21 protein-coding genes and 1 pseudogene are annotated in these 20,060 nt (G+C 70.3%); 6 read left to right on the top strand and 16 right to left on the bottom strand.

What is annotated here, in order from left to right; translation table 11 throughout:
* The first annotated feature begins 119 nt into the window (after positions 1-119).
* Both ABZV40_RS25520 and ABZV40_RS25515 read left to right on the top strand, forming a co-directional pair.
* Complete coding sequence (locus ABZV40_RS25520) at positions 120-1,142, top strand: septum formation family protein (RefSeq protein WP_355446300.1); 1,023 nt, start codon at positions 120-122, stop codon at positions 1,140-1,142.
* Complete coding sequence (locus tag ABZV40_RS25515) at positions 1,139-1,489, top strand: metallopeptidase family protein (RefSeq protein WP_355446297.1); 351 nt, start codon at positions 1,139-1,141, stop codon at positions 1,487-1,489. Before ABZV40_RS25520 ends, ABZV40_RS25515 begins: the two co-directional genes overlap by 4 nt.
* On the opposite strand, the gene ABZV40_RS25510 is transcribed toward ABZV40_RS25515, so the two are convergent.
* Positions 1,486-2,079, bottom strand: a complete 594-nt coding sequence (locus ABZV40_RS25510) for a histidine phosphatase family protein (protein WP_355446294.1) — start codon at positions 2,077-2,079, stop codon at positions 1,486-1,488. The genes ABZV40_RS25515 and ABZV40_RS25510 overlap by 4 nt on opposite strands.
* Complete coding sequence (gene pheA, locus ABZV40_RS25505) at positions 2,076-2,966, bottom strand: prephenate dehydratase (RefSeq protein WP_355446291.1); 891 nt, start codon at positions 2,964-2,966, stop codon at positions 2,076-2,078. The genes ABZV40_RS25510 and pheA overlap by 4 nt, the downstream gene beginning before the upstream one ends.
* Before the next feature lie 135 nt (positions 2,967-3,101).
* On the opposite strand from pheA, the gene ABZV40_RS25500 reads away from it, so the two are divergent.
* Positions 3,102-3,620: a macro domain-containing protein gene (locus tag ABZV40_RS25500; protein WP_355446557.1), complete on the top strand. Its 519-nt coding sequence runs from the start codon at positions 3,102-3,104 to the stop codon at positions 3,618-3,620.
* Between the two features lie 42 nt (positions 3,621-3,662).
* On the opposite strand, the gene ABZV40_RS25495 is transcribed toward ABZV40_RS25500, so the two are convergent.
* The gene (locus ABZV40_RS25495; RefSeq protein WP_355446288.1) at positions 3,663-4,157 is read right to left on the bottom strand and encodes a GNAT family N-acetyltransferase; all 495 of its coding nucleotides are present in this window, start codon (positions 4,155-4,157) and stop codon (positions 3,663-3,665) included.
* A gap of 61 nt (positions 4,158-4,218) precedes the next feature.
* Here ABZV40_RS25495 and ABZV40_RS25490 point away from each other — a divergent pair, with 61 nt between their 5' ends.
* Entirely contained in the window at positions 4,219-4,836 is a 618-nt protein-coding gene (locus ABZV40_RS25490; protein WP_355446285.1) for a response regulator transcription factor, read from the top strand.
* Here ABZV40_RS25490 and ABZV40_RS25485 read toward each other — a convergent pair.
* The 4 genes from ABZV40_RS25485 to ABZV40_RS25470 are packed head-to-tail and all read right to left on the bottom strand — an operon-like array spanning position 4,814 to position 11,384.
* Positions 4,814-5,920 (bottom strand): GAF domain-containing sensor histidine kinase, encoded by a 1,107-nt coding sequence (locus ABZV40_RS25485; protein ID WP_355446282.1) that lies wholly within the window; start codon positions 5,918-5,920, stop codon positions 4,814-4,816. The two genes, ABZV40_RS25490 and ABZV40_RS25485, sit on opposite strands and share 23 nt — an antisense overlap.
* 5 nt (positions 5,921-5,925) lie before the next feature.
* Entirely contained in the window at positions 5,926-8,949 is a 3,024-nt protein-coding gene (gene cydD / locus ABZV40_RS25480) for a thiol reductant ABC exporter subunit CydD (RefSeq protein ID WP_355446279.1), read from the bottom strand.
* A gap of 1 nt (position 8,950) precedes the next feature.
* Entirely contained in the window at positions 8,951-9,919 is a 969-nt protein-coding gene (cydB, locus tag ABZV40_RS25475) for a cytochrome d ubiquinol oxidase subunit II (RefSeq protein WP_355446276.1), read from the bottom strand.
* A 10-nt stretch (positions 9,920-9,929) separates the two neighbouring features.
* Positions 9,930-11,384, bottom strand: coding sequence for a cytochrome ubiquinol oxidase subunit I (locus ABZV40_RS25470; RefSeq protein ID WP_355446273.1), 1,455 nt, complete (start codon positions 11,382-11,384; stop codon positions 9,930-9,932).
* Between the two features lie 314 nt (positions 11,385-11,698).
* Here ABZV40_RS25470 and ABZV40_RS25465 point away from each other — a divergent pair, with 314 nt between their 5' ends.
* The gene (locus ABZV40_RS25465) at positions 11,699-12,289 is read left to right on the top strand and encodes a TMEM165/GDT1 family protein (protein ID WP_355446270.1); all 591 of its coding nucleotides are present in this window, start codon (positions 11,699-11,701) and stop codon (positions 12,287-12,289) included.
* Here the strand turns inward: ABZV40_RS25465 and ABZV40_RS25460 are convergent.
* The 3 genes and pseudogenes from ABZV40_RS25460 to ABZV40_RS25450 form a co-directional block, all read right to left on the bottom strand.
* Entirely contained in the window at positions 12,286-12,411 is a 126-nt protein-coding gene (locus ABZV40_RS25460) for a hypothetical protein (RefSeq protein ID WP_355446565.1), read from the bottom strand. The genes ABZV40_RS25465 and ABZV40_RS25460 overlap by 4 nt on opposite strands.
* Positions 12,412-12,486: 75 nt before the next feature.
* A pseudogene (locus ABZV40_RS25455) lies at positions 12,487-12,739 on the bottom strand (Uma2 family endonuclease); the annotation flags it as partial.
* 160 nt (positions 12,740-12,899) lie between these two features.
* Positions 12,900-13,349, bottom strand: coding sequence for a MarR family winged helix-turn-helix transcriptional regulator (locus ABZV40_RS25450; RefSeq protein ID WP_355446267.1), 450 nt, complete (start codon positions 13,347-13,349; stop codon positions 12,900-12,902).
* Positions 13,350-13,425: 76 nt separating this feature from the next.
* Between ABZV40_RS25450 and ABZV40_RS25445 the strand changes: the two genes are divergently transcribed.
* Positions 13,426-13,776: a cupin domain-containing protein gene (locus tag ABZV40_RS25445; RefSeq protein WP_355446265.1), complete on the top strand. Its 351-nt coding sequence runs from the start codon at positions 13,426-13,428 to the stop codon at positions 13,774-13,776.
* 15 nt (positions 13,777-13,791) lie between these two features.
* Here the strand turns inward: ABZV40_RS25445 and ABZV40_RS25440 are convergent, their stop codons facing one another.
* Genes ABZV40_RS25440 through ABZV40_RS25415 form a run of 6 tightly spaced genes read right to left on the bottom strand, consistent with a single transcriptional unit; the run spans position 13,792 to position 20,035 of the window.
* Positions 13,792-13,968, bottom strand: coding sequence for a hypothetical protein (locus tag ABZV40_RS25440; RefSeq protein WP_355446262.1), 177 nt, complete (start codon positions 13,966-13,968; stop codon positions 13,792-13,794).
* The gene (locus tag ABZV40_RS25435) at positions 13,965-16,094 is read right to left on the bottom strand and encodes a DUF5682 family protein (RefSeq protein ID WP_355446260.1); all 2,130 of its coding nucleotides are present in this window, start codon (positions 16,092-16,094) and stop codon (positions 13,965-13,967) included. The genes ABZV40_RS25440 and ABZV40_RS25435 overlap by 4 nt, the downstream gene beginning before the upstream one ends.
* 2 nt (positions 16,095-16,096) lie before the next feature.
* Positions 16,097-17,182 (bottom strand): AAA family ATPase, encoded by a 1,086-nt coding sequence (locus tag ABZV40_RS25430; RefSeq protein ID WP_355446257.1) that lies wholly within the window; start codon positions 17,180-17,182, stop codon positions 16,097-16,099.
* A 44-nt stretch (positions 17,183-17,226) separates the two neighbouring features.
* A complete protein-coding gene (locus tag ABZV40_RS25425; RefSeq protein WP_355446254.1) occupies positions 17,227-18,651 on the bottom strand; it encodes a DUF5691 domain-containing protein in 1,425 nt (474 codons plus the stop codon).
* The gene (locus ABZV40_RS25420; protein WP_355446252.1) at positions 18,648-18,875 is read right to left on the bottom strand and encodes a hypothetical protein; all 228 of its coding nucleotides are present in this window, start codon (positions 18,873-18,875) and stop codon (positions 18,648-18,650) included. Before ABZV40_RS25420 ends, ABZV40_RS25425 begins: the two co-directional genes overlap by 4 nt.
* Entirely contained in the window at positions 18,872-20,035 is a 1,164-nt protein-coding gene (locus ABZV40_RS25415) for an SWIM zinc finger family protein (RefSeq protein ID WP_355446249.1), read from the bottom strand. Before ABZV40_RS25415 ends, ABZV40_RS25420 begins: the two co-directional genes overlap by 4 nt.
* Between the last annotated feature and the right edge of the window lie 25 nt (positions 20,036-20,060).

Raw genomic sequence — 20,060 nt, 5'->3', positions numbered from 1 at the left:
CAACACTCCACCCAACCCGGCGCACAGCCGTCTCACACAGCACGGGCATCATGGATGAGATGTCTGCGAACGCCCGTTGGTTGAGTCGAGCTGGTCACATCCGCGACACGCGGCTTGTGATGCTCGGGGCATTCCTGGGCGCGTTCGTGCTGTTGATGTTGTCAGCGTTCACGTCCGTGCTGGCAGGAGGCCCGCTCGGGTCCAAGCGCGAACTGGTCAACGCCGCCTACCAGGCGGTCGCCGGCGAGTGCCTGAACTGGGAGAAGAAGGATCTCTCCGACGCGCAGAAGGTCGACTGCTCCGCCGCGCACCGGTTCGAGGTCACCGGCACCGCCGACATCACCGCGAAGTACCCCAGGGAAGCGCCGTTCCCGAACGCGCAGGCCTGGGAGAAGATCGCGGAGGAGCAGTGCGCGCAGACCGGCAACAGCTACATGTCCGGCAAGCTCGACCCGGAGGGCAAGTACGGCGTCAGCACGCTGAACCCGGACGAGCACCGCTGGTCCGACGGCTACCGCCAGATCCGCTGCGGCCTGCAGGTCACCGCACCGTCCGGAGCGGCCCTGCCGTCGTTCGGCAGCGCCAAGACCCAGGACCAGTCGAACGTCTACGACCCCGGCGTCTGCCTCGCGCTCGGCGAGAACAACACGGTCAGCGACCCGGTCGACTGCGCCCAGCCGCACGCGTTCGAGATCATCGGCGTCGTCCAGCACCCCGAGGGCGAGTTCATGCCGGTGGAGAAGCAGGACGCCGCGATGTCCGAGAAGTGCGCCGCGATCGCCAACGACTACACCGGCGGCGCCGACCTCAAGGCCAAGGGCCTGCTCGTCACCTGGGACACCCGCTCCGAGAAGAGCTGGGCCGTCGGCTCCCGCAAGGCCAACTGCAAGATCGGCGCCGTCCCCCAGGGCAACAACCTGGTGGCGTGGAACGGCAGCGTCCGCAACCCCAACGGCGCCCCGCTGACCACCGCGAACCCGCCGCAGACCACCGCGGTCAAGCCGCAGGACGAGCCCACCGGCGCCCCGCTGCACTCCGAGTCGGGCAAGCCCCCGTCGGAGTCCGGCAAGCCCTCGGAGTCCGGCAAGCCCGACAAGCCCTCGTCGTCGAGCGCACCCACCACGACCACCGAGAACCGATGACCGTCGAGATGACGCGGGCTCGCTTCGACGAGCTGGTCGAGGAGGCGCTGGACCTGGTCCCGCCCGAGTTCACGCACGCGATGAACAACGTGGTGGTGCTCGTCGAGGACCGAAACCCGGACGAACCGTCACTGCTCGGGCTGTACCAGGGCATCGCGCTGACCGAGCGCAACAGCGACTACGGCGGCGCGCTGCCCGACCACATCTTCATCTACCGCGAGGCGATCCTCGACATCTGCGACTCCGAGGAGGACGTCGTGGAGGAGGTGACCATCACCGTGGTGCACGAGATCGCCCACCACTTCGGGGTGGACGACGCGCGGCTGCACGAGCTGGGCTGGGGTTAGATCTCGACGCCCGCCCACGACCGGCACGCCCAGCCCTCGCCCTCGCTCTCCAGCACCACGACACCGGTGTTCGGCAGCAGGTTCTCGGCCAGCTCCACCGGCACGTTCGACGCCAGCGCCAGCGCGCCCATCCGCCCCGCGCCGCCGTGCGTCACGACCATGACCGTGCCGTCCTGCCGGATCGAGTCGATGGCGCCGAGGAAGCGGTCCAGCACCTGCCGACCGGTCTCACCGCCACCGGGAAACGGCACCTCCAGCTCACCCTCTGCCCACTTGATCACGGTGTCCAGGTAGGTCTGGTAGGCCTCGGGGTCGTTGCGGCCTTCGAGCGCCCCCACCTGGATCTCGTGGACGCCGTGGAGGATCTGCACAGGCAGGCCGAAGCGTTCGGCGGTGGGCAGGGCGGTCTGCTGGGCGCGCAGGCCGATGCTGGCGTAGACGGCCACCAGGTTCTCGTCGGCGAGGGTGTCGGCCAGTTCGCGGGCCTGCTTGTGGCCGAGCTCGGTGAGCGGGGGACCCGGCATGGCCGTGTCCAGCTTGCGGTCGATGTTCGACGCCGTTTCACCGTGCCTGACCAGCAGCAACCTCACCCGCGCTCGCCCTTTCTGACAGCATCGACCCAAGCGGCTGCTGCGGCGAACTCGTCGTTGTGAGCCTCGACGGGCTCGTGATCGGCCTTCGGGAAGGACCCGAGGAACCGGATCTCGCGCGAGTGTCGGTGCAGCGCGGCCAGCGCGTCACCGATCCTCGGCTCTGCGATGTGCCCCTCGACGTCGATGTAGAAGCGGTACGTGCCCAGTTTGCCCTTCTGGGGGCGCGATTCGAGGCCGGTGAGATTGATGCCACGCAACGCGAGCTCGGTGAGCAGTTCGGACAGCACGCCCACACGGTTCGGGGTGGTCACGACGACGCTGGTGCGGTCCGCGCCGGTCGGCTCCGGCAGCGCGCCAGGACGGCGCAGCAGCAGGAAGCGGGTGCGCGCGTCGGCCACGTCCAGGACGTCGGTGGCGTACTCGTCCAGCTCGTAGTGGTTCACGGCCACCGGAGCGGTCACGGCGGCGTCGAACTCGCCGCGCGCCACGGCGGCGGCAGCGGCGGCGGTGGACGAGGTGGCGATCGACGTGACGCCGGGCAGCTCGGCGGCGATCCAGTCGCGCACCTGGGCCAGCGCGTGCGGGTGCGAGGCGACGGTCCTGATCTCGGTCGTGCCCGGACGGACCAGCACGCTGAACCGGACGTCCAGCACCGTCTCGGCGACGGCGACCACCGGCTCGTCGCGGATCAGCACGTCGAGCGTCGCGGGCACGGCGCCCTCGACGGAGTTCTCGATGGGCACGCACGCGAAGTCGGTCTCGCCCTTGCGCACGGCGGCGACGGCGAGCGGGATCGTTTCGAAGGGGACGAGATCGGAGCCGAACCGGAGCGCGGCCTGCTCGGTGAAGGTCCCCTGTGGTCCGAAGTACGCAATGCGAGGCACCCGCACACAGTAGAGGCGCGAATCACGCCTGTGTCAGCGGCCAAACCTGGGTTCCGCCAGGACCGTTCGAACTGGAATGCTTGGGGCGTGCCCGCTCTAGCGCCTGAACTCGTGTTGTGCGCGGTCGACGAACCGATGGCGAACGCTTGGCGCGCCGTCGCCGACGGACGCACCGGAGTGCGGGTGCATCGCGGGTCCGTGCTGGACATCCCCGCGCAGGCCGTCGTCAGCCCGGCCAACTCGCAGGGCTGGATGCGCGGCGGCATCGACGCCATCTACGCCACGGCGTTCCCCCAGGTCGAGAACAACGTCCGCAGCGCGGTCCTCGCACTGCACGGCGGTGAGCTGCCGGTGGGCGACGCGCAGATCGTGGCGACCGGCGAGACCGAACCGGCGTGGCTCATCAGCGCGCCGACCGTGCGGCGGCCCGGTGAGCGGCTGCCGGTCGACACCGTGCACCCGTACCTGGCGGCGAGGGCGGTCCTCAGGCTCTGGCTCGAAGGTCGCCTCGACGACGGTACGCCGGTGCGCGACGCCGTCCGCACCATCGCGATGCCGGGACTCGGCACCGGGGTGGGAGGCGTCGCGCCGTCCACGTGCGCGCATCAGGTCGCGGCCGCGTGGGACGAGGCGTTCAACCCGCTGCACGTCTGACTTGTGCACAACCCTGTGGACAAGGGTGTGGACACCTGTGGACTACTGGCGTGGTGCGACCCATCGTTCCAGGTCAAACTCGTCTGTGATGGGGATGCCGTAATCCCCAACCGCAGGGATCTCCGGCTTGAGCTTGCGCGCCTCGCGCACCGCGTCCGGCCGCAACGCCACCAGCTTGAAGCCGCGCCGCTGGTAGAACCGCAACGCGTCGAGGTTGTCGTTCGTGGTCGTCAGCCGCACCCGAGTGCACCCGAGTGTGCGCGCCTGGCGAACCGCGGCGTCGACCAGCGCGGTGCCGACGCCGCGGCCCCGCCGCAGCGCGTCGATCGTCACGATCTCCAGCTGGTGGTTCGCCACCGCGTAGGTCAGCAGGCCGAGCACGTGGCCCTGCTTCTCCACGAGGAAGCCCGGCAGACTCGCCGGGAAGAACACCTCGCCGTGCGCGACGGCTGTGTGTGCTCCCCATAGCTCGAGTACCAATCGGGCGACAACTATGCGATCTGCTTCCTCGACCGGTCGTACCGAGCCTTCTGCCATGACAAGAACTGTGCCAATCCGAGGCGTACTCAGGAACAGCCATTCGACGTACGGTGGATTCGTGCCAGTGCGCGTTTTGTTGGTTGACGATCACGAAGTGGTGCGCAGAGGGCTGCGCGAGATGTTGGACGACGAGTCGGACATCTCGGTCATAGCCGAAGCCGGATCGGTGAACGAGGCGGTGACACGGGCGCAGAACACCCCGCCCGATGTGGCCGTCGTGGACGTTCAGCTGCCCGACGGCAGCGGCGTCGACCTCTGCCGGTCGCTGCGCGATCTCGGCATCCGCTGCCTCGTGCTGACCGCGTTCGACGACGAGGAGGCACTGGTGGGGGCCATCATGGCCGGTGCGTCCGGCTATCTGCTCAAGCAGGTCCGGGGCCAGGACGTGGTCACGGCCGTGCGGGAAGTCGCGGCTGGACGGTCCCTTCTGGACCCCGCGACGACGGCGCGCGTGCTCGAACGGATGCGCAATCCCGCCCCGGTCGGCCTCACCGATCAGGAACAGCGCGTGCTGGAGCTGATCGGCGAGGGCCTGACAAACCGCCAAATCGGTGAACGGCTCTTCCTCGCGGAGAAGACCGTGAAGAACTACGTGACGTCCGTGCTCGCCAAACTCGGCATGGAACGGCGCACGCAAGCCGCCGCCTGGGTGGCTAAACGGGGACGGACCAGGTGAGCGTCGTACCGTTCGGTGAACTCACCACGCGGAAATCGCCACTCGCGGACTTCGCCCGCTCGGCGAGATGCCGCAATCCGCGCTGAGTCACGCCGGACGGGATGCCGCACCCGTTGTCGGCGACCCGCAGCAGCAGATGCTTCTCATCACGCCGTACGTCGATCTGCACGTGCGTTGCTCCTGAGTGCCGCACGACGTTCGACAACGCCTCCCGCAACGCCGCCCGCGCGTCGTCGGCGTGACGGCGCGGCACGTTCGCCAGATCACCCGCCACGTGCAGGCGCGGCGAGAATCCGAGCAGCTCGCCGGCCGTGCGGACCTCGGCGTTGATCGAGTCGAGCAGGTCGGCCGAGTCGGCCGGGTCGGTGTTGCGCAGCTTGCGGACGGTCGCGCGGACCTCGGCGATCGTGTCGTCGACCAGCTCGACGGCCTCGTCGATGCGGGCGCGCTGCGAGGCGTCGAGCTTCTTGCCCAGGCGCCGTTCCAGCAGGCTGAGCTGCACGCCGGCGCCGTAGAGCCGCTGGATGATCACGTCGTGCAGGTCGCGGGCGATCCGTTCGCGCTCCTCGTAGACCGCGACGCGCTGCCGTGCCGTGAAGCCCTCGGCGAGCACGACGGCGAGGCCTGCCTGGGCCGCGAAGGCCGTCAGCACGTCCACGGTCTCCTGCGTGAACGGCGATTTGTCTCTACGGCGATAAACGGCCAGAGCGCCGATCTTGCGGTCCGAGGTGCCGAACGGCGCCACCGCGAACGGCCCGTAGCTCCGCAGCGCCTGCGGCACGTACGGGGCCGTGCGCGGGTCGCTCGTGACGTCGTCGGCCATCACCGGAACCCCGGTGCGCGCGGCCTTCGCGGCGGCACTGCGCGGGCTCAGCGTCGCCACGACCGGTTCGCCGCTGGACGCCTCGACCGTGAGCGTGCCGTCGTCGTCGCCGGTGGCGAGCATGGCGAGCCCGAGGTCGGCGTCCGCGATCTCCGCGGCCGCCTCCACCACGAGCCGCAACACGTTCTCCGGGTCTTCCAGCGCCGCCGACGTGATCTCGGTGGACGCGACGAGCACGCGCCGCGCCAGGGAGGGGTCCATGGTCCTCAACGGTATGCGGGCGCGCCGAGGTCCAGCACGAGGTCCGCCCTCGCCGCCTCGTCGGGGCGGTGGGTGATGTGCAAGATCGTCCTGCGGTCCTGCCTGAGCTGGTCGAGGAGCTTCCGCGCGGTTGGTTCGTCCAGGTGGGCCGTGGGCTCGTCGAGCAGCACCACATCGGCGTCGTGCAGCAACGCCCGTGCCAGCGCAAGCCTTTGCGCCTCGCCACCCGACACCTGGTCAGGCCGGATCACCGTGTCGAGCCGGTCGGTCCACTCCGGCAGGCACGCCTGCTCCAGCGCCTTTCGCAGCTGCTCGTCGTCGTGCGGGCCCGACATCCGCAGGTTCTCCCGCACGGTCGTGCTGACCAGCATCGGTTCCTGCGGGCACCAGGTCGCGTCGGGCAGCTCCACGATCCCGCGTTCCGGCGGCAGGAAGCCCAGGAGCAGCGCGAACAGCGTCGACTTGCCGCTGCCCGACGGCCCGACGATCGCGACGTGCGTGCCCGGCTCGATGTTGAGGCGGAGGTCGCGCAACGTCGGCTCGGTCGCGCCGGGCCAGCGGACGTCGACGTTCTCCAGCCTGATCCGCTTGCCCCTGCGCGGCTCCTGGCGTTCCGGAGCGTCGAACTGGAGCCGCGCGCTCGCCTCCTGGAGGGCTTTGCGCTGCTGGGCGGCGAGCGGCAGGGCGGCCAGCGGTTCGGCGAGGGCGAGCGGGACCAGGCCGAGCACCGGGTTGCCGGTCGTGGCGCAGACGAGGGCAGCGACACCGGTCGCGAGCAGGACGATCGCCGTGGCCGCGCCCGTGCCAAACGCTTGCTTGCGGGTCTGTGCCGCCAGCTCGACGTCTTCGCGGTGGAGCTGCGCGAGGACGCGGTGGTGGGCGTCGTGCGCGATGAGGTCCGGTGCCGCGGCGAGCGCGTTGATCGTGTCGGCGGCGACCTTGCGGCGGCCGCGGGCGAGCTTCGTGCTGGCTCGGCGCTCGGTCCAGACGGCGACGGCCGGGGCGGCCAGACCGGCCGCGAGCAGCAGACCGCCCAGCGTCACAGCTGCCATCGGATCGATGAACGCGAACAGGATCGTCGTCGCGACGCCCGCACCGATCGCCACGACGGGCGGCACGAGCACGCGCGGCACAAGATCGCGAACGGTGTCCGTGTCCTCCACGAGCCGTTGCAAGCCATCACGGCGTTGTGTGCGAACGAGTCGCAACCACAGCTCGGCACGCAGATCGGTCGCGAGCCGGAACGCCTCGTGGTGCGTGACCAAGCGCTCGACGTAGCGGAGCACACCCTTGCTCAGCGCGAACGTCCGCACGCCCACGACCAGCACCGACAGCGTCAGGATCGGCGGCATCTCGGCGGCGCGGGCGATCAGGTGGGCGGCGAGCGCGGTCAGCGCGATGCCCGCGACCGTCGCCAGCACGCCCAACCCGGCACCCTTCCACGGGATCGGCAGGCGCTTCGGGCGTTCGGGCTGCGTCTCCTCGGTGACGACCCTGGAGAACGTCTCCTCCTCGTCCGACGCCTTGTCTCGGTGCGAGGCGAGGACGACGGCGGCCGTGGCGCTGGCTTTCTTGATCGCTTTGTCGACTTCGCGACTTGTCACCGGGTCGAGGTGCGCGGTCGGTTCGTCGAGCAGCAGAACCGTGGCGCCGTGACGAACCCTCAGCAGGGCGCGCGCGATTGCGACGCGTTGGCGTTCACCGGTCGAGAGGTCGGTGATCTGCCGGTCGAGCAGATGCGTGGCCACGACCTCACGCGCAACTTCCTCGATGTCCTCCGCTCCGGGAACCGTCAGCTCCAGTTCAGCCCGCGGGGTGGCCGCGGCGAACGCCGACTTCTGCGGCACGTACGCGATGTCCCCGGCGACGAACGCTATGCCGTCCGTCGGTTCCACAAACCCGAGCAACACCTGGAACGTCGTCGACTTGCCCGCCCCGCTCGCGCCTTCCAACCGGTGGATCTCGCCGGGCCGCACATCGAAGCTGACCCCGTCCGGCGCGAACCCACCACGCCGCAACACCCGCAAATTGTCGACAAACACCCTCCCGCTGAGCGCACGCGGGGAGCTTTCGTGCACTCCTGGCGCACGCGGGGGCCCCGCGTGCGGTCCGTCAACGACGGCGGCTACTCGGCGGACGGCTTCTAGGCCGTCTTCGCTGGCGTGGTGGGCGGCGCCCGCTGCGCGGAGCGGGAGGTAGCACTCCGGGGCGAGGATGAGGACGACCAAGGCGGTCATGAGGGTCAGGTCGCCGTTGACCAGGCGGATGCCGATGCCCACCGCGATCAGGGCCACCGAGAGGCTGGCGGCGATTTCCAGGACGAGGGCGCTCAGGAAGGCGATCTTGAGCGTGCCCATCGTGGCCTTGCGGTGCTGCTCGCCGATCTGACGGACCGCCGCGGCCTGCTGCTTGGCGCGGCCGAAGACCGTGAGAACCGGGAGCGCGCGGAGAAGTTCGAGGAGCTGAGCCGAGAGGAGCTCGGTCACGTCGGCGGCCTTCTGCACGCGCTTCTCGGTGTACCAGCCGATCAGCGCGGCGAAGACCGGGATCAGCGGCACGGTGATCGCGATCAGCACCGCCGACGGCCAGTCGGTGAAGAGGATCCACGCGCCCACCAGCGGCGGCACGACCACGGCGGTGACCAGCGCGGGCAGGTAGCGGGTGAAGTAGGCGTCGAGCGCGTCGAGACCCTTGGTCGCGAGCACCGACAGCTCGGCCGTGCCGCGGTCGGCGATCCAGCCGGGACCGCGTTCGAACGACCTGGCGAGCAGCTTGGTCCGCAGCTCCTCCTTCGCCCCGGCGGCGGCACGGGCGGCAGCGCTTTCCGTGGCCCACGACAGACCTGCGCGCGCCACGACCGCCACCGCGAGGAGTGGCAGGCCCTCGCGGGTCGTGATCACCGACGCCAGTGCGACGGCCTGGGCGACGAGCGCCAGTGCGTTGAGGAACGCCAGGGCGCCCACCCCTGCGAGGGCGCGCCTGGCGTTCTTCGAGAGCTGGGGCAGTGCGCCCAGCGGGCCTCGTGCCATCTCAGTGCGCCGGGATGTGCCGCACGCCGATGCGCTTGCGGAACACCCAGTAGGTCCAGCCCTGGTAGATCAGCACGGCTGGCGTGCCGAACGCCGCCACCCACGTCATGACGGTCAGCGTGTACGGGCTCGACGCCGAACCCGCGACGGTGAGCGAGTACGCCGGGTCCAAAGTGGACGGCAGCACGTTCGGGTACAGCGAGGCGAACAGCACCGTGACGGTCGCCGCGACCGCGAGCCCCATGAACGCGAACGACTGTCCTTCGCGGCCTGCCCAGAGCCGCCACAGGGCGAGCCCCGCGAACAGCAGCACCGGAAGCGCCCACAGCCCCGCGACGTAGAGCAGCAGCGCCACCAGCGGCAGCAGTGCGACCGGTGCCATCGTCAACGCCATCCGACGCGCACGTTCGCGGATCTCGCCCTCGGTCTTGAGCGCCACGAAGATGGCGCCGTGGACCAGCGCGTAGCCGGCGATCGCGAGCCCGCCGAGCACCGTCTCCAGCCGGATCGCCGCGAACGGCGAGCCCACCCGGTCACCGGCGGCGTCGATCGGCAGACCCGTGACGGTCGTGGCGATGACGAGTCCGACACCCAGCGCGGCCACCCAGGACCCGACGAAGATCACCGCGTCCCAGACCTTGCGCCACCGCTCCGAGTCGACCTTGCCGCGGTACTCGAACGCGACACCGCGTCCGATCAGCGCGAGGAGGAACAGGGTGAGCGGGAGGTACGCGGCGCTGAAGAGCGCCGCATACCAGCCCGGGAACGCCGCGAACGTGGCACCGCCCGCGACGAGGAGCCACACCTCGTTGCCGTCCCACACGGGACCGATGGTGTTGATCAGCACCCGGCGCTCGGTGTTGTCGCGGCCGAGGAACGGCAGCAGCATGCCGACGCCGAAGTCGAATCCTTCGAGGAACAGGTAGCCCAGCCACAGCAGGGCGATCACGCAGAACCAGAGCGTTTCCACAGCTTCTCCCCTAGTACGCGAACGCCAGCGCGCCGTCGTCGGTTTTCGCGGGGATGACCCCGGCGACACCACCGCGGACGTACTTGCGGATCAGGTAGACCTCGACGCACGCGAGCGCCCCGTAGGTCAGGGTCAGCGCGATCAGCGAGGTGAGGATCTCGCCCGGTGCGCTGTTCGAGACCGCCTGCGCGGTGAACATCCAGACACCGTCCACACCGGACGGGTTGGGCGCCACGACGAACGGTTGCCGTCCCATCTCGGTGAAGATCCAGCCGAAGCTGTTGGCGAGGAACGGAGTCGCGATGCCGGCGAGCGCGGTGATCGGGAACCACCTGCCCTGCGGCACCCGACCGCCACGGGTGAGCCACAGCATCACGAGGCCCAGCGCGGCCGAGATCGCGCCGAAGCCGATCATCAGGCGGAATCCCCAGTACGTCACGGGAAGTGCGGGCACGTAGTCGATCGGTTTGCCGCTGAGCTCACCCAGCCGCTCGTCGACCGGGTAGTTCGTGCCGTACTTCTGCTGGTAGAGCGGGACGAGGTCCTGGACGCCCTTGACCTCGCTGCTGAAGTCGTTGTTGGCGAGGAACGACAGCAGCGCGGGCACCGTGATGCTCTTGACGTTCTCGCAGTCGGGCCTGGTGACGTCACCGATCGCGAAGATCGAGAAGCTCGCGGGCTGTTCGGTGTGGCACAACGCTTCCGCGGCGGCCATCTTCATCGGCTGCTGCTGGAACATCAGCTTGCCCTGCACGTCACCGCTGATCGTGAGCACCGCGAAGGCCACCACGCCGACCCACGTGCCGAGTTTGAGCGAGCTGCGCCAGACCCCTGTCTCGTCGGACTTCTTCCACAGGTGCCAGGCGCCGATGCCCACGAGGAACGTGGCGGCGACCGCGAACGCGCCCGCGATGGTGTGCGGGAAGGCGGCGAGCACGGTGTTGTTCGTCAACACGGCCCAGATCGAGGTCAGGCGCGGGCGGCCGTCGTGCAGGACGATGCCGACCGGGTGCTGCATCCACGAGTTGGCGGCGAGGATGAAGTACGCGCTGATCATCGTGGCGAGGCTGAACGCCCAGGCGCAGGCGAGGTGGACCTTCTTGGGCAGCTTGTCCCAGCCGAAGATCCACAGCCCCAGGAACGTCGACTCGACGAAGAAGGCGACGAGCCCCTCCATCGCGAGGGGGGCACCGAACACGTCACCCACGAACCTCGAGTAGGCGCTCCAGGCCATGCCGAACTGGAACTCCTGCACGATGCCCGTGACGACACCCATGGCGAAGTTGATCAGGAGGAGCTTCCCCCAGAACTTCGTCATCTTGTAATAGCGTTCGTTGCCCGTGCGCACCCACGCGGTCTGCATCGCTGCCACGAGCAGCGACAGGCCGATCGTCAGCGGCACCATCAGGAAGTGATAGACGGTGGTGATGCCGAACTGCCACCGCGCGAGTTCGAGTACGTCCACGTCAACGAGCGTATGTGTGGATCACGGCGGCTATCAGGTACGACGGTCCCGTCCAGGCTCGGGACCAAGGTCCCGTGCGCGAAGTCACCCCGGTCGGGTGACAAGCGTCGGTTAGGATGGATGCGCCAGAGGGGAGTAGTTCCCACCGGAGTCGTCAGCCGGTGGCGTGGTGATCGACATACTGATCCGCCTTCGAGCAGATCCGGTCCCACACCCGTTTTGCGGGCGAACGAGACCTCCGGCCAGGCTGCAACACGCCTGGTCGGGGTCTGTTGCGCCTCCGTCCGGGCTCGTACTCGGACGTGGAGGACTTCTTGGCCACCTCATTGCTCGCCTTCGTCACCGCCTTCGCGGTGGTGTTCCTCGTCGAGCTCCCCGACAAGACCATGGTCGCGACCCTGGTCCTGACCACGCGCTACCGCGCCTGGCCGGTGTTCGTCGGCGTCGCGGCCGCTTTCGCCGTGCAGACGGTGGTCGGCGCGGCGTTCGGCTCGGCCATCACCCTGCTGCCGGACCGCCTGGTCGCCGGAGTGGTCGCCCTGCTGTTCGGCGTGGGCGCGTTCATGCTGCTCCGCGAGGGGTTCTCACGTGACTCCGACTCCGCCGACGAGGCCGGCGTGCGCGCCGACGTGCCGTTCTGGCGGGCGGCTCTGACGTCGTTCGGCGTCCTGTTCGCCGCGGAGTGGGGTGATGCGTCGCAGCTCGCGACGGCGGGGATCACGGCCCGGTACGAGGCGCCGTTGGCCGTCGGGCTCGGTGCCTGGCTGGCGCTGGTGGCGGTGGCCGGGCTGGCCGTGCTGGTGGGGCGGAAGCTCGCCGGACGGTTGCCGACGCACTGGATTCAGCGAGTGGCCGGGGTGATCTTCGCGGCGTTCGGCGTGATCGCGCTGACCCAGGTCTTCTAGGCGAGCTCGTTGAGCTGCTCAAGATCGATGACTGCCTCGAACGGCTCGGTGATCCGGCACCTGCCGGTGACGTCACCCGGATCCTGGTACCCGAACGGCCCTGCTTGATGGCAGACGATCATCGAAACAGGTGGCGTGGTGTCAACGATCCAGTAATGCGGAATGCCGGCTTTCGCATACTCGGCCCGTTTGGTCACGTTGTCCGTGTAACGAGAGCCGGCGGAGACGATCGGCATCAACGCGCTCACCCGCCGCTTCGGTGGCCACGAGCAAGTCCGGGCAGCGGGAGAACCCCGGCTTGCCGGCAGGAGCCAGCTCCAGGTCCACGTCGACGTCCTGCACAGTCTCCAGTCCGCTGGGCAGCTGGTTCTCCAGTTGGGCCGCCAGCAGGTAGGAGACGCGGTTGTGCCTGCGCTTGGGGCGAGGGGCCACGATCAGACGGCCTTCCACCAGCTCAGTGCGCTCTTCAGTCTCACCGAGCTGCACGTATTCCTGAATGGTGAACAGATGCGGCCGTTCCGGTTGCGCGGTCACCACGCCTCCCCTGTTGGCCACCGCCAGTCTGACACGAGTCACCGACACCAAATTGGGGACAGTTCAGTCATCACATTCACCAGACCGGGCGAATTCCCGGCTGGTCGTCGCCGTGCACGTGCTGCAGGTAGGCGGTGAGGCCGGTCTTGATGGCGTCGACGGTCGGCTTGCCGATCGCGTCGGCCATCTCACCCTCCAGGTCCGACCACAGGTTGTCCGCGAACTTCAGGTAGTCGCGGCCCTTCGTCGTCAGCGTGACGTACTGCGCCCGCTTGTCGGTGGGGTGCGGTTCGCGCAGGACGTAGCCCCACTCGTCGAGCTCGTTGACGATCTTCGCGGCAGCCTGCTTGGTGACGCCGAGGTGCTGTCCGATGTCGACGGTCGTGGCGCGCTTCGCCTTGAGGAACCGGAAGACGTAGCCGTGTGCGGGCCGCAGCGGTTCCAGGCCGATCTGCCTGAGGCGATCGTGGAACTGGTCCCCCATGGCGCGGTAGGCCATCACCAGCAACATCGGCACCGGTTCCATCTGCACCTCTCACTGGACAACCAGGTTGACCATATTCTATGGTTAGACAACCTGATTGACTACTTGGGAGGTTGTCTTGCTGGTTACGGGGGATTCCGTCGAGCCGTACGAGTTCGGCGGGTTCGAGTTCAGGCCGATGGCCGTGCCGTCACGCGGCAGCACCGAGATCGCGTTGTGGACCGTTGACGTGCCGGAAGGCGGTGACGGGAAGACGCACACCGTCTCGAAGGAGGAGGTGTTCTACGTGCTGTCCGGATCGGTGACGATCCAGGGGCACACCGCAGGGCCCGGTGACGCGATCGTGGTGCAGCCGAACACCGAGCTGTCGCTGACCGGCGGGCCGGCTCGGGTGCTGGTGGCGACCTCGGTCGGGATCATCGGGACGCTGGCCGACGGGACCGAGGTCACGCCGCCCTGGTCGCTCTAGTGGTGTGGCTCGCCACTAGTTCGCGGGTGAGCCCTCCTCCGGGGGTTCCGGTGCGGTGTCCGGGACCTGCTCGCGGAGGTCGTGGGCGATCTTCTTGGCCTCGTCGATGAGCTCCTGGGAGTCGTCGAGGCGCTGTTCGTCCGGTGCGGTCACGGCTGTGGGATCGGCGGATTCGCCGATCGCCAAACTCACGCCAGCAGGCTCCGGACGTGGGCGGCGAGACGTTGCGCGATCCGAGAGTCCCACTCGTCGTCGGAGGCGGGCTGAGGGGTCTCGCCCGCGACGACGCGTTCGCCGAGCAGGCGCCGCTCGGCGGGCGTGAAGTCGGTGATGGCGCGGCGCAGCAGAGGCAGGGCGTCGTCGAACGCCTCGCCGCGCAGGCCCGTCAGCCACTCGTCGATGAGACCGAACAACCTCGGGTCGGCGGCGAGCAGGGTGGCCGAGCCTCGCAGGAAGCCGGCGACGAAGGCCGTGGCGACACTTCGGTGCAGTCTGGCGGCCACGTCGTCGCTGGTCAGCTCGCCCGCTTCCCAGAGCAGGCGGGTGGCCCTGCCGGTCGGGAGGCCGTGCGCCTCCGCCTTGACCAGCGCGTGCAGGGCTCGCCACCAGGTCTTCTGGTGGTCCTCGTCGGCGGCCAGGCGGGTGGCCTCGTGGGCGCCGTCGAGGATCGCGAGTGCGTTCTCGGCCGTTTCGTCGTCGACGTTGCGGCAGGCGAGCGGGAGGCCCACCGAGCCTCGCGTCAGCAGACCGTGCAACGCCACGCGCAGCAGCTCCGGGTCGGTGCCGCGGACCGAGCCGTAGCGGACCGTTCTGGCCAGATCCGGGAGGGCCGCGAGGAGTTCCAGCGCGTCGGTGGCCATGGCGGCGCAACGGTCCAGGGCGTTGCGGGACTCGATGACGGCTTTCGGGAGTTCGCAGCCGACCGCCTTGCTCAGGGTGGCCGCGGCCGTGGCCACCCTGGTCGCGTCCTGCGCTGCCTGCGTGAGGACGTTCCCGGCTGCCGTGTGGACGGTGGTGCCGTGACGGGCCGCCACCGCCACCGACACCGCGAAGACCGGGTCCCAGCGGAGCTGCCAGACCTCGGCGAAGGTACCGAGCGAGTTGGAGCGGTCCGGCCTGCCCCAGGGCACGCCCAGGACTTCCAGCCGCTGCAGGAGTTTCGAGCGTTCGCGGTCGGTGTCCTTGCGGAGGTCCAGCCTGAGCTGCTTGGGCTGGACGTCCGCGGGGAGGCGGAGCTTCCGTTGCAGCCGTTGGAGATCCGCGGCCAGCGGCGAACGCGGAACCGCTTCGCCCACCTCGCCGAGACGTTCGCCCACGACCAGCTTGCGGTGCACCAGCTGCAGCGGGACCTCGTCGCCGCCGCAGAGGACGGCCAGCGCCGCCTCGTTCACCTCGCTCAGGCCGGCTGACGGACGTTCCCTCAGTGCCGCAAGGGTTTCGGCCAGGCGGACGGCTTCCACCGCGCTCGCCGTGGAGGCCGGGAGGTCTTCTTCGCGCAGCACGGCGGCGGCTTTGGCGAACCAGCGCGGGACCACGTCGTCCTGGTGCTGCCAGAGATGCGCGTACCAGCCGGGCGAGTCGACGCCCGCTCCGTAGCCCGACTCCGCAGCCAGCTGGCCGTGGCTCCACGGCACCCAGGTGCCGGAGATCTTGCGGCGGCGCAGGCCTTTGAGAAGCGCGGTGTCGGCCGCGACGGTGGGCCTGGCGAGGAGCGCGGGGACGTGCCAGGCACCGCAGACCACGGCGATCGGACCGTCGGTTTCCTTGCGCGCCTTCCGGATCGTCTGGCGCATGAACGCTTCTCGCCTAAGCGTGCGCTCGCCGACTTCGTCTTCGAACTCGCTGCGCACGGCGACCATGGCCTCGGCGATGGCGCCGGCCAGGTCGATCGGGTCGCTCGCGCTGTGCTCGACGACGTCCTCCCACCAGCGTTCCGGGTCGTCGAAGCCCGCGGCCTCGGCCAGCAGCCCGATGGGGTCGACGTTGCCGCTCGGGCCGTCGTCACCGATCGAGGCCGCCGCCGGGAGGTCGAAGAACCGCGCCGGGACGCCGTTTTCGCTCGCGTGGCGGAGGGCCTGCCACTCCGGGGAGAACTCGGCGAACGGCCAGAAGGCGGCGTTCTCCGGCTCCGCCTCGTCGTGCAGCAGGATCGCCACGGGCGGGGTGAGGGCGTGGACGTGGTCGAGGAGCGCGTCGGCCTCGGGCGGCCCTTCGATCAGGATGAGCGCGGGCCGGATCTGTTCGAGCGCCCTGCGGACCATCCGGGCCGAGCCGGGGCCGTGGTGCCGGATGCCCAGCAGGACCGGATCAGTGTCCATTTCTAGGCACCGCTCACGTCCAGGCAGGCCCGGTAGAGGTCACGCCACTCGGCGCGCTCCTTCAGCACCGTCTCCAGGTACTCCTGCCACACCGTCGCGTCCGACACGCGGTCCTTGATGATCGACCCGATGAGCCCGCTGGCCAGCTCGTCGGCACCCAGCGTGCCGTCGCCGAAGTGGCCGGCGAGCGCCATGCCGTTGGCGATGACCGAGATCGCCTCCGCCGTGGACAGGCTGCCGCTGGGCTTCTTCAGCTGCGTGCGACCGTCCACAGTGGAACCGTTGCGCAGCTCGCGGAAGATCCGCACGACCCGCCGCACCTCGTCGAGCGCGGGCGGCTCGGCAGGCAGCTGCAACGCCCTGCCGAGCTGCTGGGCGCGCGTCACGACGATCTCGACCTCGGCGTCCTCGGTCGCGGGCGGCGGCAGCACGACGGTGTTGAAGCGCCGGGCGAGCGCGCTCGACATCTGGTTGACGCCGCGGTCGCGGTCGTTGGCCGTGGCGATGACCGTGAAGCCGGGAACCGCCTGGACCTGCGTGTTGAGCTCCGGAACCGGCAGCGACTTCTCGCTCAGGATCGTGATGAACGAGTCCTGGACCTCGGACGGCATGCGGGTCAGCTCCTCGACCCTGACCACCGCGCCCTGTTGCATCGCCTTGAGCACCGGGCTCGGCACGAGCGCCTTCTCGCTCGGCCCTTCGGCGATGAGACGGGCGTAGTTCCAGCCGTAGCGGACCTGGTCCTCGCTCGTGCCCGCCGTGCCCTGCACGACGAGCGTGGAGTCACCGCTGATCGCCGCGGCGAGGTGCTCCGACAGCCACGACTTGGCCGTACCGGGCACACCGACGAGCAGCAACGCGCGGTCCGTGACGAGCGTGCCCACCGCGACTTCGACGAGCCTCCTGGCGCCCACGTACTTCGGCGTGATGACGGTGCCGTCGGGCAACGTGCCACCGAGGACGTACGTGACGACGGCCTGCGGGGACAGGTTCCAGTTGGGCGGCCGCTGACGGTCGTCCTGGGCCGCGACGGCTGCCAGCTCGGCGGCGTACTGCTGTTCGGCCGTCGGCCTGAGCACGGCGGTCACTGGGCCTCCTGCGATTGCGTTGCCTTGGTTCGAAGTGTGCCCGGTCACGGGAGGTCGCCGTCGGCTGGGGCGAACGACTCGCGCAGGCGGATGCGGAGCCGGAGCACCTCCAGCTCCAGCGAGTTCTCCGGCCACCGGCGAGTGAGCCCCTCCCAGTTGGCGCCGAGCAGGTCCGCGTCACCCCTGGCCAGCAGCACGGCCGGCGGTCGCCCCGCACGCCACCGCGGATCCGGCAGCGCGGCATACCGGTGCAGCAGCGCGCGGGTGGTCTCCGGCGACCACGGCGCCGGCAGCTGGGCGCAGGCGTGGTCGAGCAGGTCGTAGTGCCAGTTCACCGACACGGCCACGACCGCCTGCTCCGCCACGGAGGCGGGCAGGGCGGCGAGCATCTCCAGCTGTTCCATGCCGGTGAGGGTCTCGGCCGCGGCCACCGCCCACGGCCGGGGATCGGCGGCGGCGGCCAACTGGTCGGCGATGCCGCGCAGCAGAGCACCCGCCCAAGGCCCGCGACGGAGAACGCGGGCCGCGCCCCGGTCGTCGGTCTGCAGGCGGGTCGTCCAGTACTCGGGCGCAACACTGGCCGCCGCGCCCCGGATCCGGCCGGCCACGCCCTTCTCGGACCCGTCGCGCATGAGGTCGCGCTCCTCTTCCGCGGTGGGCTGGGCGGTCCAGAGCTCGTCCGACTGGACGTCGAAACCGTCGTCGGTGAGCCAAAGGCCCTGACCGAGCCGTTCGGCCGCACGCGCCGCCAGGGCCGAGGCCGGGAGCTTGCGCAGAAGGCGAAGCGCCTCGTCGTGGACGGCCGACGCCCGGTCGTCGAGGGCGGCTTCGAGGATGTCCTCGTCGGCGGGGCCCAGTGCCGTTTCGAGCGCGCTGATCAGAACCTGCCGGTCGGCGGAGCGCCGGGAAGCCTCGAACTCGGCGGCGATGAAGGCTCTGGTCGCAACGGGATCGGTCCTGCGCCTGCGGCGGAGGGCTCGAACCCGTTGCGCGCTGGGCAGGTCGAGCACCTCGGCCAGCGGAACCTCGTCCACCAGCGGCGCGGCCCCCGAAGCCCAGGACCAACCGGCGCGGGTGGTGGCGAGCCAGCGGCCGCGCGTGCCGAGCACCTCGACCACGGCGGCGCGCAGGCCGGGACGGGCGGTGCCCAGGGCCAGCAGGGCCGGGAGCACGCGGTGCTCGGCGACGACGTGGTTGGCCTTGGCGAGAGCACACCACTCGGTGAGGAGCACCTCGTCGTCAACGCTCATGATCGCTTCGAGCACGGCCCTGGCAGCGGGGCGCGGAAAGGCCGCCGGTTCGGGCGGGGCCGGGGGCAGCGGCTCCGCGGTCACCTCCTGGGGGAGGGTGGCGCCGAACGCGGCCACCCCCAGAGCCGCGCAGTCGGCGAGCAGGGCGGTCGGGTCGCCGCCGCCTCTCGTGGTGCCGATGAGGAGGTTTTGGACGGTCTTGGACCAGTCGGCCTTCATGCCACCGCCTCCGGGGCCTGTTCGGGGATGCCGCGGGGCTCGGTGAGCCGGTGGAGGGTGGGCCGGGAGCCTGCGGGAGGCGGGACCGAGTGCGAGCTTTCGGGGATGCGGGCGAGCGCGGCCGCGGCGGGCGGGTGGGGTTGGGCGGGCGAGACGGCGGGCGCGGGCCGGGTCGCGGTGGTGTGTGCTGGGCGCTGAGCGGGCCGTGGAGGGGTTGTGGTCACGCGACCACCTCCAGGGTGCCGTCGAGCGCTATTGCGCCCAGGCGGAGGGCGTGGCCGTCCCAGAGGCCCCACGCGTCGAACGGGGCGCCGCCGGTCAGGGCGAGGGCCAGGTCGAGGCCGCTGTCGTCGCGGACTGGGAGGCCGTGGCCGGACTGGTCGGCCAGGGCGGTCCCGTGGAGGCGGACGGCGCTGCAGCCGAGCGGGAAGAGGCGTTGCCACGGGTCGGCCATCAGCATCGGTTCCAGCGTTGCCAGGGAGGCGCGCCAGGACTGCGGGGCCGGGACCGGGTCCGGGGTGCGGGAGCCGGAGAGCTCGCCCAGGGCCACTCGGTCGGAGCCGGGGTACGGGTGGACCAGGGCCGAGGACTCCTGGCCGTGCGGGAGGAGCGGGACGGGGGCGCCCACGGCCGAGTGGCGGATGGCGACGACCCAGCGGCCGGTCTGGCGGCCCCAGCACCACTGGCGGACGGTGCGGACTCGGCCGTCGTCGGTTTCCAGCCGGAGCAGCGCCACCCAGCGGTCGGTGATGCCCGGAGACGCCCGGACGGTCTCCTCGGGGATCGTCACGCCCAGGCGGGTGCGCGGTTGGACGGCGCACAGCAGGTGCAGGCCGCCCAGGCGGTCGGCCACGTCGGCGGTCCAGCGGGGGCCGGAGCGGGCGACGATCTCCTGGATCTCGGTCACCGCGGCGGCGACGCCGGGGACCTGGGCGTCGATCATGCGGGCCGTGAAGGCCTGCCACCAGGACGCGGGACGGCCCGGCAGCGACGCCACGCCGGCGGACGCCACGTCCCGCAGCCAGTCGCGCAGGCCGTCGATGCCCGACGACATGGCGAGCGCTCTGCGGTCGGCGGTCTTCTCGCGCGCCCGCTGCCGCCGGGCCACGGCTTCCGGTGAGGTGTCGAGCTCGCGGGCCGCGCGGCGGGTGGTCCACTCCTGCACCCAGTCCGGCGGCGGGGCGTCGGGGAGATCGAGCTCCTGCAGGCCCACGGCGTGCTTGCAGGGGAACTTGCGGGACGGGCACGTGCACTTCGCGGAGCCGGCGGCCAGGTCGACGCACACGCGGTACGGCACCGGACCCGAGCCCGTGTAGAGGCCCCACAGCACCGGCAGGGCCTTGCCCAGGCCCTGCCAGCGCGTCGGAACGGCTCGTGTCCTCACAGGAACCAACGGTAGCGAGGACCTC

The organism is Lentzea sp. NPDC004782 (genome assembly GCF_040609115.1).
GTDB lineage: Bacteria > Actinomycetota > Actinomycetes > Mycobacteriales > Pseudonocardiaceae > Lentzea.
This window is presented reverse-complemented; position numbering and strand designations above follow the sequence as displayed.

What these genes read in the sequence shown, in the direction of transcription:
- ABZV40_RS25520 (WP_355446300.1), top strand. Translation starts at nt 120, where the DNA reads ATGCTCGGGGCATTCCTGGGCGCGTTCGTGCTGTTGATGTTGTCAGCG.
- ABZV40_RS25515 (WP_355446297.1), top strand. Translation starts at nt 1,139, where the DNA reads ATGACCGTCGAGATGACGCGGGCTCGCTTCGACGAGCTGGTCGAGGAG.
- ABZV40_RS25500 (WP_355446557.1), top strand. Translation starts at nt 3,102, where the DNA reads ATGGCGAACGCTTGGCGCGCCGTCGCCGACGGACGCACCGGAGTGCGG.
- ABZV40_RS25495 (WP_355446288.1), bottom strand. Translation starts at nt 4,157, where the DNA reads ATGGCAGAAGGCTCGGTACGACCGGTCGAGGAAGCAGATCGCATAGTT.
- ABZV40_RS25485 (WP_355446282.1), bottom strand. Translation starts at nt 5,920, where the DNA reads ATGGACCCCTCCCTGGCGCGGCGCGTGCTCGTCGCGTCCACCGAGATC.
- cydD (WP_355446279.1), bottom strand. Translation starts at nt 8,949, where the DNA reads ATGGCACGAGGCCCGCTGGGCGCACTGCCCCAGCTCTCGAAGAACGCC.
- ABZV40_RS25460 (WP_355446565.1), bottom strand. Translation starts at nt 12,411, where the DNA reads ATGATCGTCTGCCATCAAGCAGGGCCGTTCGGGTACCAGGATCCGGGT.
- ABZV40_RS25450 (WP_355446267.1), bottom strand. Translation starts at nt 13,349, where the DNA reads ATGGAACCGGTGCCGATGTTGCTGGTGATGGCCTACCGCGCCATGGGG.
- ABZV40_RS25435 (WP_355446260.1), bottom strand. Translation starts at nt 16,094, where the DNA reads ATGGACACTGATCCGGTCCTGCTGGGCATCCGGCACCACGGCCCCGGC.
- ABZV40_RS25425 (WP_355446254.1), bottom strand. Translation starts at nt 18,651, where the DNA reads ATGAAGGCCGACTGGTCCAAGACCGTCCAAAACCTCCTCATCGGCACC.